13 protein-coding genes are annotated in these 15,920 nt (G+C 31.2%); 12 read left to right on the top strand and 1 reads right to left on the bottom strand.

Features of this window, described 5'->3' with window-relative positions:
- Window positions 1-6: 6 nt before the first annotated feature.
- The 3 genes from dusA to HMPREF1984_RS07320 all read left to right on the top strand — a co-directional run bounded on the left by dusA (window position 7) and on the right by HMPREF1984_RS07320 (window position 3,060).
- Window positions 7-993 (top strand): tRNA dihydrouridine(20/20a) synthase DusA, encoded by a 987-nt coding sequence (gene dusA, locus HMPREF1984_RS07330; RefSeq protein WP_021767319.1) that lies wholly within the window; start codon window positions 7-9, stop codon window positions 991-993.
- A 152-nt stretch (window positions 994-1,145) separates the two neighbouring features.
- Window positions 1,146-2,534, top strand: coding sequence for a hypothetical protein (locus tag HMPREF1984_RS07325; RefSeq protein ID WP_036100160.1), 1,389 nt, complete (start codon window positions 1,146-1,148; stop codon window positions 2,532-2,534).
- 106 nt (window positions 2,535-2,640) lie between these two features.
- Window positions 2,641-3,060 (top strand): hypothetical protein, encoded by a 420-nt coding sequence (locus HMPREF1984_RS07320; RefSeq protein WP_156894262.1) that lies wholly within the window; start codon window positions 2,641-2,643, stop codon window positions 3,058-3,060.
- Between the two features lie 659 nt (window positions 3,061-3,719).
- Here the strand turns inward: HMPREF1984_RS07320 and HMPREF1984_RS07315 are convergent.
- The gene (locus HMPREF1984_RS07315; protein WP_021767316.1) at window positions 3,720-3,956 is read right to left on the bottom strand and encodes a hypothetical protein; all 237 of its coding nucleotides are present in this window, start codon (window positions 3,954-3,956) and stop codon (window positions 3,720-3,722) included.
- A 354-nt stretch (window positions 3,957-4,310) separates the two neighbouring features.
- Between HMPREF1984_RS07315 and pnp the strand changes: the two genes are divergently transcribed.
- From pnp to HMPREF1984_RS07270, 9 genes are all read left to right on the top strand, one after another.
- Complete coding sequence (gene pnp, locus HMPREF1984_RS07310; RefSeq protein ID WP_021767314.1) at window positions 4,311-6,455, top strand: polyribonucleotide nucleotidyltransferase; 2,145 nt, start codon at window positions 4,311-4,313, stop codon at window positions 6,453-6,455.
- Window positions 6,439-6,981 (top strand): CDP-diacylglycerol--glycerol-3-phosphate 3-phosphatidyltransferase, encoded by a 543-nt coding sequence (pgsA, locus tag HMPREF1984_RS07305; RefSeq protein WP_021767313.1) that lies wholly within the window; start codon window positions 6,439-6,441, stop codon window positions 6,979-6,981. Before pnp ends, pgsA begins: the two co-directional genes overlap by 17 nt.
- 47 nt (window positions 6,982-7,028) lie before the next feature.
- Window positions 7,029-7,289: a YggT family protein gene (locus HMPREF1984_RS07300; protein WP_021767312.1), complete on the top strand. Its 261-nt coding sequence runs from the start codon at window positions 7,029-7,031 to the stop codon at window positions 7,287-7,289.
- A gap of 117 nt (window positions 7,290-7,406) precedes the next feature.
- Window positions 7,407-8,954, top strand: a complete 1,548-nt coding sequence (locus tag HMPREF1984_RS07295) for a deoxyguanosinetriphosphate triphosphohydrolase (RefSeq protein ID WP_021767311.1) — start codon at window positions 7,407-7,409, stop codon at window positions 8,952-8,954.
- Between the two features lie 243 nt (window positions 8,955-9,197).
- The gene (locus tag HMPREF1984_RS07290) at window positions 9,198-11,660 is read left to right on the top strand and encodes a glycogen/starch/alpha-glucan phosphorylase (RefSeq protein WP_036100158.1); all 2,463 of its coding nucleotides are present in this window, start codon (window positions 9,198-9,200) and stop codon (window positions 11,658-11,660) included.
- A gap of 62 nt (window positions 11,661-11,722) precedes the next feature.
- Window positions 11,723-11,932 carry a DUF1858 domain-containing protein gene (locus tag HMPREF1984_RS07285; RefSeq protein ID WP_036100156.1) on the top strand — a complete coding sequence of 70 codons (210 nt, stop codon included), beginning with the start codon at window positions 11,723-11,725 and terminating at the stop codon, window positions 11,930-11,932.
- Window positions 11,933-12,181: 249 nt separating this feature from the next.
- Window positions 12,182-13,474, top strand: a complete 1,293-nt coding sequence (locus HMPREF1984_RS07280; protein ID WP_021767308.1) for an OmpP1/FadL family transporter — start codon at window positions 12,182-12,184, stop codon at window positions 13,472-13,474.
- Between the two features lie 191 nt (window positions 13,475-13,665).
- Complete coding sequence (locus HMPREF1984_RS07275) at window positions 13,666-14,373, top strand: B3/4 domain-containing protein (RefSeq protein ID WP_036100153.1); 708 nt, start codon at window positions 13,666-13,668, stop codon at window positions 14,371-14,373.
- 44 nt (window positions 14,374-14,417) lie between these two features.
- On the top strand, window positions 14,418-15,881 hold the full coding sequence (locus tag HMPREF1984_RS07270) for a sucrose-6-phosphate hydrolase (RefSeq protein ID WP_021767306.1): 1,464 nt from the start codon (window positions 14,418-14,420) through the stop codon (window positions 15,879-15,881).
- Window positions 15,882-15,920 lie beyond the last annotated feature (39 nt).

Below are 15,920 nucleotides of genomic sequence, written 5' to 3'. Positions count from 1 at the left end.
ATTAGAATGGAAAATATGAAGAGTAAAATAAGTGTTGCACCAATGGTTGATAAAACAGACAGAAATTTTAGAAATTTTGTAAGAATGATAAACAAGGATGTCACCCTGTATACGGAAATGATAACGGCACAGGCTATTATCAAGGGTGATACTGATTATATACTTAGTTTTGATGAAGTTGAGACTCCCATAGTTTTACAAATATCAGCTTCAAATAAAAAGGAAGCGTATGAAGCAGTAAAAATTGCAGAAGACTATAACTATGATGAAATAAATCTTAATGTGGGATGTCCGTCAGACAGAGTTTCCGGTAATGCAATGGGAGCCTATCTGATGGCTTTTCCGGAATTAGTGGCTGAAATAGTGCATGAAATGAAAAAAGCTACTAAAAAAACAGTTTCCATAAAACATAGGATAGGAATTGATGGAAAAGGGGTTCTTCCGGATGATTATGGCAGAACTCTTCTTGATAAGTATGAAGATATGCTTAATTTCATCAATATAACAGAGCAGGCAGGAGTAAATAAGTATATTATTCATGCGAGAATTGCCATACTGGCAGGACTTGATCCAAGGGAAAACAGGGAAATTCCACCTTTGAGATATGATGAAGTATACAGGATTAAGAAAGAGAAACCTCACCTGCATATCGAACTAAATGGAGGAATAAAAACTGTTGAAGCAATTGATGAGCATTTAAAAAATGTAGATTCAGTAATGCTTGGGCGTGAAATTTATGACAATCCCATGATACTTTCTGAATTTGGTAAATATTATGGTAAGGAAATAAATATTACGAGAAAAGAAATTATGGAAAAGATGCTTTCATATGTAGAAAAAATGGAAAAAACAGGTAACCGTCCGCATCTTTTTCTGATGCATACACATGGACTATTTCATGGAGTAAAGGGAAGCAAATATTGGAAACGTGAAATCAACGATTCTAAAGTAGGTTCAGAAACACTGAAGAAGTTATTATTAGAAGTTGAATAAAAATATATCATTTAATGATTAATTAATATTGAGCAGGAGTTAAACAACTGATTTTAGGGCGATTTAAAGATTAATAAAAAATTAATGATACCCCTAAAAATCAGTCCTTGTAACTGTTAACATATAAGAAAACAGGTATGAGGTGGAATTTCTTGCTCGATTTTAATTACGATGAAATAGAACTGATATCAAAAATATTAAACTTTAAGATTATAAGTAAGAAAGAAGCATTTGAAAATAAAATTATTACAGAGAAAAATTTTTCAGAAAAGCTGAAGACTGTAAATCATATGTTAAATGCTGAAAAACTTGGACAGATAGTGGAAACAAAAAAATGTTTCTTCTATTTTGGTAAATATAATAAAAATTCTTTAAAATGGAAGTTCTTCTTAAAATTTTTAAATTCAATGAGAAAAGAAATGATTTATCTTTTTATTCTAATAAGCAGTAAAAAAATTAATATTATGAGGTTTGGACAAAAAATTTGGGAAAGTAATGAAAACAGGACAACGTTGAAATCGGATTTGAGGTCTGTATTAAATGATTTGGATATAGATTATAAAAAATATATATCATCTGATGAACCTGCCGAACTTATAAAACTGAAAATAAACAAATTTGAAAAAGTGAGACAGGAATATGTAAAAAATATATTATTGAAAAGATGGGAAAGAGTATATAACGGGATAGCTTCAAAACCGGAAATTATAGAAATAGAAATGTTTCAGGAAGAATTGGGTATAAAGAATTTATGTTATATATATGAAGTACTTGAAGAATTTTTTAATAAATATGGGAGAATGAATTCTAAAGGTGAAAGATATGATTTTTTTACATATTTGATTTTAAATTTTAAAAATGAAAAGATAAACTGTAGAAAACAGGTAACTTCATCAGGGGTTAAGCTGAAGGAAGAGGAAAATTTTAGGCTACTGGATGAAATGCTAGGGAAAATATCAGAAACAGAAGATATAAAAATATACTCGTATTTTAAATTTAAGTTATACAAGTACCTTTTAAAAAAGGAAAAAGCTAATAATGAAATTTTGTATGGGAGTTATGAAACAGAAGATTATAAAATAGCTGAAGATATTTTGAGAGAAAATATTGAAAAATATCAAGGAGAAAAAGAAATAGAATGGAACAATAAGGAAGTTGAAAAAATAAGAGTTGTTATGATTTATGACCTGGAAAACACAGAAATAAGTAAAAATATTGAAAATTTAAGAAAAATATCAGATTTATTGGAGATTAGAGAAATATATAAATTTGATGAGTTTAAGAGAGAATATTTAGATTTGGAAGATAAGGAGGAAAAAGATTATTTTGACCAGATTCTTATTGTATCTAATGATGAAATTCAGAATACAGTTATAAATTATTCAGAAAAACCTATAAACTTTTTAAAGTTAAATGATAGGGAAAGTGATGGAAGAAAGAAAAGCAGATTTAAGAAAAATGCTGAGTTTCACAATAATTTAAAAATTATGGATAATATGATGAAGGAATATGAAAAAATGCGTAATAAAGAATATAATTAAAATAAAAAAGCTGCAAGTGGTTATACTATATATAATTGGGGTACATTACAAATTTTTATAGATGCTTTTAACAAGAGAAAGGAGAGAAGCTTGTAATGATAAAAAAATGAAAGAGGAGGGCGTAAAAATAGAAAATAAAGAAGTAACAGGAGCATTTTATTTCCTTGAGAAAGTCAGAAACTCTTTAGAGGTTGAAAAGTATATTGAGGACAATATTTGTGAAGGAGGGGAAAAATACCGGATAGAAGGGAACACAGGGAGAAATGCTATGACAATTGATCTGGGTAAATATAAATTTGCAGTTTATCCTATCAGGAGTCATGGAATTAGGGAAAAGGTTATTATGTTAAAAACAAAGGAAAAAATCAGGTATAAATCTGATAAATTAACTGAAAACCTGTCAGCAGACTTTAAGTCGAATCATTGTTTTGTTATTTTACATTCTGCTGATAACAGATTCAACTTTATTTTCGAACAACTATTAGAAGATATTCTGGAGAAAATAGAAACATATAGGAATTTTTAATTAAAAATGTAAAACAGGTAGCTAAATAACTGTCTCAAAAAGAAATCAATTGAAATAAAGGTTATTTTCAGTGATTTAATCTATTTGAGGCAGTTTTTCTTATTAATTAGTAGACAAATGAATTTAATAAACTGAATAACAGTGAGGATAGGGATATTTGAAATAAAACAAAATTTGGGGCGTTTATGAGCTTCAGAATTAAAATAAAATAGATAATTTAATATATTCGCCAGTCCAAAAATGGTTTCGGTTAATGACAATAAAAAATAGGCCCGGTAAAAGCCTATTAATACCCCTAAGGGTTGAGGTCTGAATGGTTAAAATAAATTGTAACTGATTAAAATAAAAATCAGTACAACTATTACTTTAAGCATAGCAGTACCTCCTTGTATAGAATTTATGGCTTTTGTGAAGCCGATAAAGATTATAACAAAAAAGACTGGAAAAATCCAGTCAGTTTTGTCACAAAATTTTAAATTCTATACAAGTTACCCTTTGAGGGTCTACCTTAAGGTAACTTTATTATATCAGATTACTATATTTTATGCAAATTTATTTTACCCGAACACATTTTTGTGCTAGGACATCCGTATATAAATGTGTCAACTATTCAGAGAGCTAAAATAAAGTATGAAAATGTGAAAAATTAAAAAAACAACTTATAACAAGCCGTCTGAATTTTCTTTTATTATTGAATAAATAAATATACATAACATAGCCAGTAGTATCCATCCGATTGGCCCTAGTAGAATCAAAATTCCTGCAAGAATAAGAAAAAATACAACAGAAAATGGAGCGAATATTAATATAGCTATACTTGCCACAATTATAAATAATATTTTTTCTTGAATTGTATATTTATCTTTATTTTTAATTATAGATTTTATTTTTTTCATATTAATCACCTTCCAGACAATCTATATAAATAACATACTACAAAAATTTAAAGAAATCAATACATTTATTTTTCTTTGTCAGTAATTTTATTATTTTCTTTTCTTTTTCCATACTATTTTTTCAATAATATCTTCAATATTTTCATTCTTAAAATTTTTGCTATCTTTCATTTTGTAAATAGAAAAAAATATGATATTGTAAAAATCTTATAAAAATGATATAATTATTAAAATTCAAGAAGGTATTTGAGTAAGTAATTGTAAAGAATTTTATTGGAAAATAAAGTTTTTTACTATTATTTGCTCCCTTCTTGATTTTAGAAAATTGAAAAAGGTAAATTTAGGAGGAAGTAAATGTTTGATGAAAAAAACTACGGGTTCAATTTAGGAACTCAACAAGTAAAAATAAGCACAGGAAAAATTGCAAGACAGGCTGGAGGTTCAGTAATTGTCCAATGCGGAGGAACTGTTCTGCTTGTAACTGCAACTAGAAGTAAGGATGTTAGGGAAGGTCAGGATTTCTTCCCATTGACAGTAGATTATATTGAAAAATTCTACGCTTCAGGAAAGTTCCCTGGAGGATTTATTAAAAGGGAATCAAAGCCTTCAACAGAGGAAATATTAATTTCAAGATTGGTAGATAGACCAATAAGACCATTATTTCCTGAAGGATTTTTAAATGCGGTACATATTGTCATAACAGTAATTTCATATGATGAAGTTAATCAGCCTGAAAATCTTGCAACAATAGGAGTTTCAATGGCTTTAGGATTGTCTGATATTCCATTTGCAGGAACAGTGGCAGGAGTAACTGTTGGATATATTAATGGAGAATACATTTTAAATCCTACACCTGAACAGCTTGAAGCAAGTGAAATTGAACTGTCTGTTGCTGGAACAAAAGATGCAGTGACAATGGTTGAAGCAGGAGCAAAAGAAGTTTCTGAGGATGTAATGCTGGAAGCTATAATGTTTGGGCATGAAAGAATAAAGGAAATCTGTGCTGAACAGGATAAATTCCTGTCACAGTTTGAAGTTGTAAAATATGAGTTTGAAAAACAGGAAACTGACGCTGAAGTAAAAGAATTTATTGACGGTTTTGCGGCAGAACTTGAAGCGGCAATAATGACACCTGGTAAATTGGAAAAATACGAAGCAATAGACAATCTTGAAATAGAACTTTTTGATAAATATACTGCAAAACTTGAAGAAGAAAATAAGGAAATACCTGAAGATCTTGAAAAAGTATTTAAAAACTATTACCGTGATTTAGAAAAGAAAACAGTAAGGGATGCAATACTTTATAAAAAATATAGAACTGACGGAAGAACAACAACAGAAATCAGACCACTTGATGTGGAAATAGATACACTTCCTGTTCCACATGGTTCAGCATTGTTTACAAGAGGGGAAACTCAGGCATTGGTAGTTGCAACTCTGGGAAGTAAAGCAGATGAGCAGATAGTAGATGGAATGGAAGATGAATCAAGAAAGAAATTCTTCCTGCATTATAATTTCCCTCCATATTCAGTAGGAGAAGCAGGATTTATGAGAGCTCCAGGAAGAAGAGAACTTGGGCACGGAAACCTTGCTGAAAGAGCATTGAAGTATGTAATGCCTTCACAGGATGAATTCCCATATACTGTAAGACTTGTTTCAGAAATTACTGAATCAAATGGTTCTTCATCTCAGGCAAGTATTTGTGGTGGTTCATTGGCACTTATGGCAGCAGGAGTACCTATAAAATCAACTGTTGCAGGAATTGCTATGGGACTTATAAAAGAAGGAGATACATTTACTGTATTAACTGATATACAAGGACTTGAAGATCACCTTGGAGATATGGACTTTAAAGTGGCAGGAACAAGAAAAGGTATAACTGCTATTCAAATGGATATTAAAATAGAAGGAATCACAAGGGAAATAATGGAAATAGCATTGAGACAGGCACTTGAAGGAAGAATGTTCATAATAGATAAAATGGAATCAGTTATAAGTGAACCAAGACCTGAAGTTGCTGAAAATGCACCAAAAATTGAACTGATGAAAATAGAGCCTTCTAAAATAGCAGGATTAATTGGACCGGCAGGAAAAGTTATAAAAGCTATAATTGAAGAAACAGGAGTTTCAATCGATATAGAAGATGACGGAAGTGTAGCAATATTCGGAAAAGATCCTGAAATGATGAAAAAAGCTATAGAGCTTGTAAAAAGACAGACTCAATCAGTGGAACTTAACGCAATCTATGAAGGAAAAGTAACAAAACTTATGAAATTCGGTGCATTTGTAGAAGTTCTTCCAGGTAAGGAAGGATTACTTCACATTTCTGAAATAAGTGATAAAAGAGTAGGAAAGGTTGAAGATGTACTGAAGGAAGGACAAATTGTAAAAGTAAAAGTAATAACATTGGAAGATGAAAATAAATTTAATTTAAGTATGAAAGCTTTAATTCCTAAAGAAAATAAAGGAGAAGGTGGTAAGGATGAATCTGCCAAATAAACTTGCAACTTTAAGAATGATTTTGATAATTCCTTTTGTATTTTTACTGGAAATAGCTCTGGGAACTAGCAATACGGCATTATCAATAACATTGAGAATACTTGCATGTATTATATTTGTGGGAGCTTCAATAACAGATTATTACGATGGTCAGATAGCAAGAAAATATAATCTTGTTACTAACCTTGGAAAATTGATAGATCCTTTGGCTGACAAGCTTCTTGTTATTTCAGCACTGGTAGTTCTTGCTAAGTACAATCAGATAAGCTTATGGATTGTTCTGATTATTATTTTTAGGGAACTGCTTATAACAGGGCTTAGAGCCATAGTGGCGGCTGAAGGTGTTGTTATTGCAGCTGAAACGCTTGGAAAATGGAAGACAGCAACGCAGATGGTAGCTTTGACGATTATTATATTGATTCCGTTAAGCTATACTGCAAATAATATTCTGTTATTAATTCCGTTAATTTTAACGATAATTTCAGGATTAGAATATATTTTAAATTCTAAAGATGTATTTATGTAAATTTTTATAAATGTAAAAATAATTTTAAAGAAAGAATAAGGTAAAATATGGGATACAGTTTAGGAAGTTTGCTTATTAGTGCAATAGATTTTTATTCGTTTTTAATATTAATATCAGTTTTAGGTTCATGGGTTGATCCTTACAGGAAATCGAAGGTATTTCAGACTGTTGAAAAGTTTACAGAGCCATATCTGAAACTATTTAGGATAATAATACCTATAGGAAATATGAATCTCGACATATCTCCTGTAATTGGGCTTTTTATATTAAATTACGTAGTAAAGAGAATAATTTTTGTAATATTTTAATAGAATTAAGGAGGTAAACTTTGGCTAAATGTCTGAGAGCCTCCTTAAATAGTATATTGAAGATTATTAAATAAAATGAATTGGAAAGATGAATATGAAAGGGATAGAGGATAATTTATGGGAAAATTTAAAATGAGCTGGAGCCGGCTTCTGTCGACAGAAAGTCAAAGACCGAGAACAAATAAGAAAAATAGTTTTACTGAAAATGGGAAAAATCATGAGAATAAGAAAAAGCAGTCGATGGATTTACGAAGTGACTTTGAAAGGGACTATCATCGTATATTGAGCAGTCCTTCCTTTAGAAGATTACAGGATAAAACACAGGTATTTCCTCTGGAAAAAAATGATTTTATACGGACAAGGCTTACACATTCGATAGAAGTGTCATCATTTGCAAAGTCTCTTGCCCAGTCGGTTGCAAGTGAAATAATGCGTCAGGGACTTGATGAAGAATTTAACTATGAGGAAGCAAATGCAATATCAGATATTCTTGCCAGTTCAGGTCTTCTGCACGATATTGGAAATCCACCATTTGGTCATTTTGGTGAAGATACAATAAGAACATGGTTTCACAGAAATTTAGATAAAATCACTATGAAAAATTCAAAAGGTGAAGAAAGGAAACTCAGGGAAATACTTAATCCCCAAATGTGTGGAGATTTACTGAATTTTGAGGGAAATGCACAGGCAATAAGGGTGGCGGCCAAGCTGCATTTTCTGATTGATGAAAATGGAATGAACCTTACTTATGCTTTACTGAATACTCTTATTAAATATCCGGTAGATTCTTTAAATATCGATAAGAAAAGTGGCGACATAAAAACAAAGAAAATGGGATATAATCTGGCTGAAAAAGATTTGTTTGAAAAAATAGTTCAAAATACAGGAACTTTGAATGAAGAAACAGGAGAAGTGTATCGTCATCCTTTGACATTTTTACTGGAAGCGGCTGATGATATAGCTTACTGTACTGCAGATATTGAAGATGGAGTAAAAAAGAAATTTATAAAGTTTGAAGAGCTTGTAGAGACATTATGTGAAGCAATACCTGAAAATAATAAGTTACATGAAGATCTGATAAGTTATAAACAGCATGCAAGGGAGAGAAAATATGACGATCCTGAATTATATGCAGTACAAAGATGGGTAGTAAAAATACAGGGAATATTTATAAGATCGGTGGTAGGTTCATTTATTCAGAATTATGCTGCCATAATGAATGGAGAGTATAAGAGGGACCTGTTTGCAGATACAGAAAGTGAAGTTCTTCTTAAAACATTAAAAAATCTTGCATATAATGAAGTTTTTGATTCAAAGGCAATTGTAAAAATGGAGGTAACAGCCAATAATATTATAAATTATTTTTTAGATAACTTTATATGTTCAATCTTGTATTGGGATACGGAATATGAAGATGAAATGAAGGGAATAGACAGAAAATATCTTTCAATTCTTTCTGAAACTCACAGGTATATTTACAGCTATTACAGTAAAGTGTATTCTGAAAGTGAAGAAATATCTCAAATCTCTGACAAAAGTGAAAGGGAAGAAAAAATATATTCATATAAACTTTATTTGAGAATACTGCTTGTCACTGATTATATTTCAGGAATGACTGACAGTTTTATGAAAACATTATATCAGGAACTGATAGGAATTGAATAGGAAATTTTATTTGGAATTTTAGTTTTAATTTATAAAAGTTGTATAAAAGTTGTAAATAAATAATCTAGACTGTAATTATTAATCTATAATATATATAAAAATTACTAAAAGTATAATAATATAATATAAATCATAAAAATGCTGGTAAAAACAACAAAAAACATGTATAATAACTAAAGTAACGCAAAAAAATAAAACAATTTAAAGATAGTAATTAGTTTTAAAATGAAAGGAAGGTCAGAAATGGTATTAGACAAGGCTGAATTAAAAAACAGTATTCTTAGAAAATTGAGAAGACAGTATGGTAAAACTATGGAAGAAGCTCACGAATATGAAATTTATTATGCAGTTTCAAGAGCAACTTTAGACTATGTAGTTGAAAAATGGTATAACACTAAAAAAACATATGCAAAGAAGCATGCAAAACAGATATATTATTTTTCAGCAGAATTTTTAATGGGACGTTATTTAGGAAACAATCTTATTAACCTGCAGATGAATGAAGTAATAAAAGAAACATTAACTGAACTGGGAATAGATATAAATAAAGTTGAAGATCAGGAAATTGATGCAGGACTTGGTAATGGGGGATTAGGTAGACTTGCAGCATGTTTTCTGGATTCAATGGCAACACTTAAGCTGCCAGGACATGGTTATGGATTAAGATATAAATACGGTATGTTTGAACAGAGAATTGAAAATGGATTTCAGGTAGAATACCCTGATAACTGGACAAAATATGGAGATCCATGGTCAATAAAGAGACTGGATAGAGTTTTTGAAGTGAAATTTGGTGGAAAAATAGAAGTTCATAGAGATGAAGTAGGAAAAGAATACTTCAAAAGAGTAGATACCGAAAATGTTCTTGCAGTAGCTTATGATGTACCTATAATAGGATATGGAAATGACACAGTAAATACGCTTAGATTATGGGAAGCAAGATCACCTGAAGGATTTGACCTGAACCTGTTTAACTCACAGAAATACCTGATGGCTTCAGAAAAAGCGGTGGAAGCTGAAGATATTTCAAGAGTACTGTATCCAAATGATACTGAAAAAGATGGGAAAATGTTAAGACTTAAACAGCAGTTCTTCTTTACATCAGCTTCATTACAGGATATCGTCAGAAGATATAAGTCAATATATGGAAATGATTTCTCTAAATTCCATGAAAAGGTGGCAATTCAGTTAAATGATACTCATCCGGTAGTTGCAATACCTGAATTAATGAGAATTTTCCTGGATTACGAAAAATTAGGATGGGATGAAGCGTGGTTAATATGTAAAAAAGTATTTGCTTATACTAACCATACAATATTGTCAGAAGCATTGGAAAAATGGGATATTTCATTGTTCCAGCCACTTCTGCCTAGAATTTATCAGATTGTTGAAGAAATCAACAGAAGATTTATGGATGAACTGAATGCAAGATACAATGGAGACTGGCAAAAAATTCAATATATGTCAATTATCGGAAATGGTCAGATAAGAATGGCATGGCTTGCAATAGTAGGTTCACATAAGGTAAACGGAGTTGCGGCACTGCATACTGAAATATTGAAACATTCAGAACTGAAGGACTGGTATGACCTTTATCCTGAAAAATTCCTGAATAAGACAAATGGAATTACTCAAAGAAGATGGCTATTAAAGGCTAACCCTGAACTTGCAGAAATGATAACTGAACTTATTGGAGACAAGTGGATTACAGACCTTTATGAATTGAAAAAATTGGAACAGTTTATTGAAAATGACGATGTGCTTAACAGACTTACTGAAATTAAGTTTAACAATAAGAAAAAATTAGCAGAATATATTAAAGAAACAACAGGAATTGAAGTTAATCCTAATTCAATCTTTGATGTTCAGGTAAAAAGACTTCATGAATATAAAAGACAGCTGTTAAATATATTACATATAATGGATTTGTATAATAAACTTAAGGAAAATCCATTACTTGATATAGAGCCTAGAACATTTATATTTGGTGCCAAAGCGGCAGCAGGATATAGAAGGGCGAAAGGAATTATCAAGTTAATTAATGCAGTAGCTGAAAAAGTAAATAATGATACGGATATTAATGATAAAATAAAAGTTGTATTCCTTGAAAATTACAGGGTTTCACTTGCAGAAAAAATATTCCCTGCGGCAGATGTTTCAGAGCAGATTTCTACAGCAGGAAAAGAAGCTTCTGGAACAGGAAATATGAAATTTATGCTTAACGGTGCGATTACTATAGGAACATTAGATGGAGCAAATGTAGAAATCGTAGAAGAAGCCGGAAGCGAAAATGAATTTATTTTTGGACTGAAGGCAAATGAAGTTGAAGAACTGCAACATAGCAACTCATATAATCCTTTTGAAGAATACAACAATGTTGAAGGACTGAAAAAGGTTATTGACCAGTTAGGTGACGGAACTTATGATGATGATCACACAGGTATATTTAGGGAATTACAGGCTTCATTACTATATGGAGCGGAAGGATCAAGACCGGATGTATATTTCCTTCTGAAAGATTTCGATTCATACAGGGATACACAAATTGAACTTGGAAAAGCATATAGAGATAGAAGAAACTGGGCTAAAAAGGCTCTTAAGAATATAGCTAATGCCGGAAAGTTCAGTTCTGACAGAACTATAATGGAATATGCAAATGAAATATGGGATGTTCATCCTGTAGAAATAGAAAATTATATAGATTAGTATTATTGACTAAAAATATATTATCTGTTATACTTTATAAAGAATACATAGGAGGTGCGAAAATGGAATACGTAAATAAGGACATGAATATAATGGAAGCAGTAGAAAAATATCCTGTAATAGCACAAGTTTTAATGAGATACGGACTTGGGTGTGTTGGATGTATAATTTCAAGTGCTGAAACATTAGGTGAAGGAATTGCTGCCCATGGATTAAACCCTGATATTATAATAGAAGAAGTAAACGCGATATTGGAAAAACAGGGAGAATAATTTAAAAATTCAGATTAAATTATAAAACTTTAAATAGAACTGTTCAAAATAAAGATTTTTTCTTTTAAATTTTGATACAGTTCTATTTTTTATATAAAGTTCATATAGGCTTGTAAAACTCTTTGTTTAACTTATTATTTTATTTCAAAAAAATAATTGGAAAAAATATATTTTATAATTTCTATTTGACAAAATAAAAAACACAAGTTATAATTATTCAAAGAATAAAGAAAATTATAAGGAGAAGCTATGAAACTAAAAATCGCAATTATGTCATTACTGACAAGTATATTAATGAGCGCTGCAAGTATAGATTATTTATCTAATAACTCAGCAGCTTATTTCCAGAATCCATCTCAAACAGGGAAAATATCTGTGGAAGGAGTTTTCTATAACCCAGCTGGAACAGCATTTCTGGAAGATGGAACGTATTTAAACATAAATATGCAAAATTCCTTAATAGAAGAATCAATGACCTTAAAAGGAAAAAAATATAAATCTAACAACTATGCCGGAGCCCCTTCATTCAATCTTTTATATAAAAAAGATAACTTTTCATTATTTGGAAATGCAAGTGTAGCAGCAGGAGGAGCAACTTTAAAATATAAAGATGGTGTGGCAGGAATAGCTCTTGCAGCAGATGCCTTCAATCAGATTACAGGTGGACGTTTAGGTGCAACTTTGACTTCAAACAATTTTAAAGGACAGAACAGATATTATCAACTGATTTTAGGAGGAGCCTATAAAGTTAATGACCAGTTTGCAATATCAGGAGGACTTAGATATGTTCTTGGTGTAAGAAAACTTAAAGGAACTGCCGGATATAGCTATAATCCATTAGTTGGAAGAATGATAGGATTAAAAGGAAATGATCTTTATATTGATTCAGAAAGAACGGCAAATGGTGTTGGAGGAACAATAGGATTTGACTATAAACCTACTGATACATTAAACATTGCAGTAAAATATGATACTCCGGTAAAAATGAAATTTAAATCTAAGGCAACTGAAGTGAAAGGAATGTCGATAGCAGGAAAACCTTTAGGAATATCATTCTTCTATCCTGAATATGCAGATGGAACACAATATAGAAGAGATTTACCAGGAGTTCTTTCATTGGGAGTTTCAAAAGATGTAGACAGATTTACTTATTCTGCCGGATATATCCATTACTTTAATAAAGCTGCTAAAATGGACAGATTTAAATATAAAGATGGATATGAACTTAATTTTGGTGTAGATTATAGAATTAATGACAAATTTACATGGCATGCAGGATTTAACTATGCAAATACAGGAGCACCAAGAAATACTTTCACAGATGTAGAATATGCTGTAAATTCTCAGATATATGCTACTGGACTTACTTATAAGCCAACAGAAAATTCAGAATGGAAATTTGGTATAGCTCATGTTTCATATAATTCTGCCAACGGTGAAAAGGAAAATACTGCATTAAGAGGAGTAACACTTGACAAATCACAAGTTAAGTATGATAAATCAATAAATGTGTTTACAGTAGGATACACACATAAATTTTAAGTTTGAAAATAAATTCAGATTAATATAAAAATAGAAGAAACTGTTTAAAATCAAGTGTTTAAAGCAGTTTCTTTTGTTATATAGGCAAAATTTATTGTATAAAAGTGTGTGGACTTAATCAGATATTTACTGTATAATATAATAATAAATATTTAACTTGGAAATAGAAAGTATAGAAGGAGCTGATGTATATGAGTAATTTCATAGTAGACAATTCATTCTGGGAAATTTTTCCGGATGCCAGTGTAGGAGTGCTAATTCTGGATAATTTAGATAATACAAAGGAATCTTCAGATAAAGTGATAAAGTTATTGGAAAATTCAAATGAAGAAGCCAAAAAGCATCTAACTGAGGCACAGCTGAGTCAAAATCCGGTTATTTTTGTATGGAGGGAAGCATATCAGAAGTTCAAGACTAAAAAAGGGGTACGTGCAAGTATTGAAGCCCTTCTTAAAAGAGTTGAAAAGGGAAACGGTGTAGGCACAATTAATCCGTTAGTCGACATATATAATTCTATTTCATTGAAATATGGTATGCCTTGTGGAGCTGAAGATATAGATACATTTGAAGGAAACCTTGTTTTAGGAGTAACTGAAGGTGGAGACGAGTTTTATGCATTAGGGGATGAAGAAAACTCACCTACACTTGAAGGAGAAGTATGCTACAGAGATGATAAGGGAGCTGTATGCCGTTGTTTCAACTGGAGAGATGGAAAGAGAACAATGATTACAGAAAATACAAAGAAGGCGTTCTTAGTTATCGAAGCTGTAAATTCTGACAGGGATGAGGAAATAGTAAAAGCCCTTGAAGAGATAGCAGTTTATGCAGGAGAAGAGCTTGGAGCACAGAAAGTAAGACTGGAGTTATTGAAAAAGGACAATAATACATTGGAATTGTAATATTTGATTTATATGATTAAAATATATTTTGTATGGGGTGACTTATGGATTTTAAACATGTCAAGGAAAATGAAGAAAAATCTGTTTTAGAGAAAAAGGAAAAAGTAGATCAGGATTTCTGGAGACAGAAATATCATCTGCAGGGAATTGTAGGATTGATTAACGATCCAAACGGATTTTCACAGTTTAAGGGGAAATATCATCTTTTTTATCAATGGAATCCTTTAAAAACAGACCACACTGCAAAATACTGGGGACACAGTGTAAGTGATGATCTGCTTCATTGGGAGAGAAAAAGTACAGCTCTTAGACCGGATACATGGTATTCTAAAAATGGAGTATATTCAGGAAGTGGAATAGTTATAAATGAAAAGCTTTATCTGTTTTATACAGGAAATGTAAAGGATGAAGAAGGAAACAGAAGTTCCTATCAATGTTTTGCAATTTCTGAAGACGGGGAAAATTTTGAAAGACTTGAACCAAGTATAGTAAATCAGCCTGATGGATATACAAGACACATAAGAGATCCTAAAATTTGGGAAAAAGACGGGAAATATTATGCGGTTATTGGAATACAAAGTGAAAAACTTGAAGGGAAAGCAGTTTTATACAGTTCAGAAAATGTGAAGGACTGGAAATATTTAGGTGAAATCGCAGGTGGAAACAAAGAGCCTTTAGGAAATTTTGGATACATGTGGGAATGTCCTGATTATTTTCAGTTAAAGGATGAAAAAACAGGAAAAGTTGTCGATATACTGGCAGCATGTCCTCAAGGTCTGGAACCGCAAGGAGATTTGTATAATAACAAATATCAGAGCGGATATTTCTTTGGAAAATTAGACTATGAAAAGCCTGACTTTGAAATAACTTCTGAATTTACTGAACTTGACAGAGGACATGATTTTTATGCACCTCAGACAATGGAAGATGACGAGGGAAGAAGAATTATTGTTGGATGGATGGGAGTTCCTGAAGAGGAAGACTATCCTACAGTTAAAAATGAATGGCTTCACTGCCTGACTTTACCTCGTGAATTAAAGGTAATAGATGGTGTACTTTATCAGCTGCCTATAGATGAAATGAAGAGCATAAGAGGAGAAAAAACAGAATTTAATGGAACAGTAAATGGAGAAACAGAAGCAGGAAAAGGTACAGTATATGAAATGATAGCTGAATTTTCTGATTTTTCAGATGATTTTGGGCTTAAATTGAGAACTGGCAAAAACAGTGAAACAGTAATAAAGTTTGATTATAAGGAAAAGAAGCTTATTCTGGACAGAAGCAGAGGGGAACAGCCTGATAAAAAACCTAGAAAAGTGTATTTAGGTGAAATTGAAAAGCTGGATTTAAGAATATTTGTAGACAATTCATCTGTAGAAGTATTTGTAAATGGTGGAAAGGAAGTGTTCAGTTCCAGAATTTTCCCTCAGAAAAATGCAGATGGAATAAAGGTCTTTTCTGAAGGAAATGTAAGTATCAAAATTGAAAAATGGGAATGGCGGGATTAGAAAGTAACAAATAAAAAATTATAAATTAGGAATTACTAA

The organism is Leptotrichia sp. oral taxon 215 str. W9775, from assembly GCF_000469505.1.
Lineage (GTDB): Bacteria > Fusobacteriota > Fusobacteriia > Fusobacteriales > Leptotrichiaceae > Leptotrichia_A.
Note: the sequence above shows the minus strand (reverse complement) of the source record. Positions and strands in the feature narration are given on the sequence as shown.

Excerpts from the sequence above, each read along its gene's own strand:
- HMPREF1984_RS07300 (WP_021767312.1), top strand. The coding sequence starts at position 7,029 with ATGGGATACAGTTTAGGAAGTTTGCTTATTAGTGCAATAGATTTTTAT.
- pnp (WP_021767314.1), top strand. The coding sequence starts at position 4,311 with ATGTTTGATGAAAAAAACTACGGGTTCAATTTAGGAACTCAACAAGTA.
- HMPREF1984_RS07295 (WP_021767311.1), top strand. The coding sequence starts at position 7,407 with ATGGGAAAATTTAAAATGAGCTGGAGCCGGCTTCTGTCGACAGAAAGT.
- pgsA (WP_021767313.1), top strand. The coding sequence starts at position 6,439 with ATGAATCTGCCAAATAAACTTGCAACTTTAAGAATGATTTTGATAATT.
- dusA (WP_021767319.1), top strand. The coding sequence starts at position 7 with ATGGAAAATATGAAGAGTAAAATAAGTGTTGCACCAATGGTTGATAAA.
- HMPREF1984_RS07285 (WP_036100156.1), top strand. The coding sequence starts at position 11,723 with ATGGAATACGTAAATAAGGACATGAATATAATGGAAGCAGTAGAAAAA.
- HMPREF1984_RS07320 (WP_156894262.1), top strand. The coding sequence starts at position 2,641 with ATGAAAGAGGAGGGCGTAAAAATAGAAAATAAAGAAGTAACAGGAGCA.
- HMPREF1984_RS07315 (WP_021767316.1), bottom strand. The coding sequence starts at position 3,956 with ATGAAAAAAATAAAATCTATAATTAAAAATAAAGATAAATATACAATT.
- HMPREF1984_RS07275 (WP_036100153.1), top strand. The coding sequence starts at position 13,666 with ATGAGTAATTTCATAGTAGACAATTCATTCTGGGAAATTTTTCCGGAT.
- HMPREF1984_RS07290 (WP_036100158.1), top strand. The coding sequence starts at position 9,198 with ATGGTATTAGACAAGGCTGAATTAAAAAACAGTATTCTTAGAAAATTG.
- HMPREF1984_RS07270 (WP_021767306.1), top strand. The coding sequence starts at position 14,418 with ATGGATTTTAAACATGTCAAGGAAAATGAAGAAAAATCTGTTTTAGAG.
- HMPREF1984_RS07280 (WP_021767308.1), top strand. The coding sequence starts at position 12,182 with ATGAAACTAAAAATCGCAATTATGTCATTACTGACAAGTATATTAATG.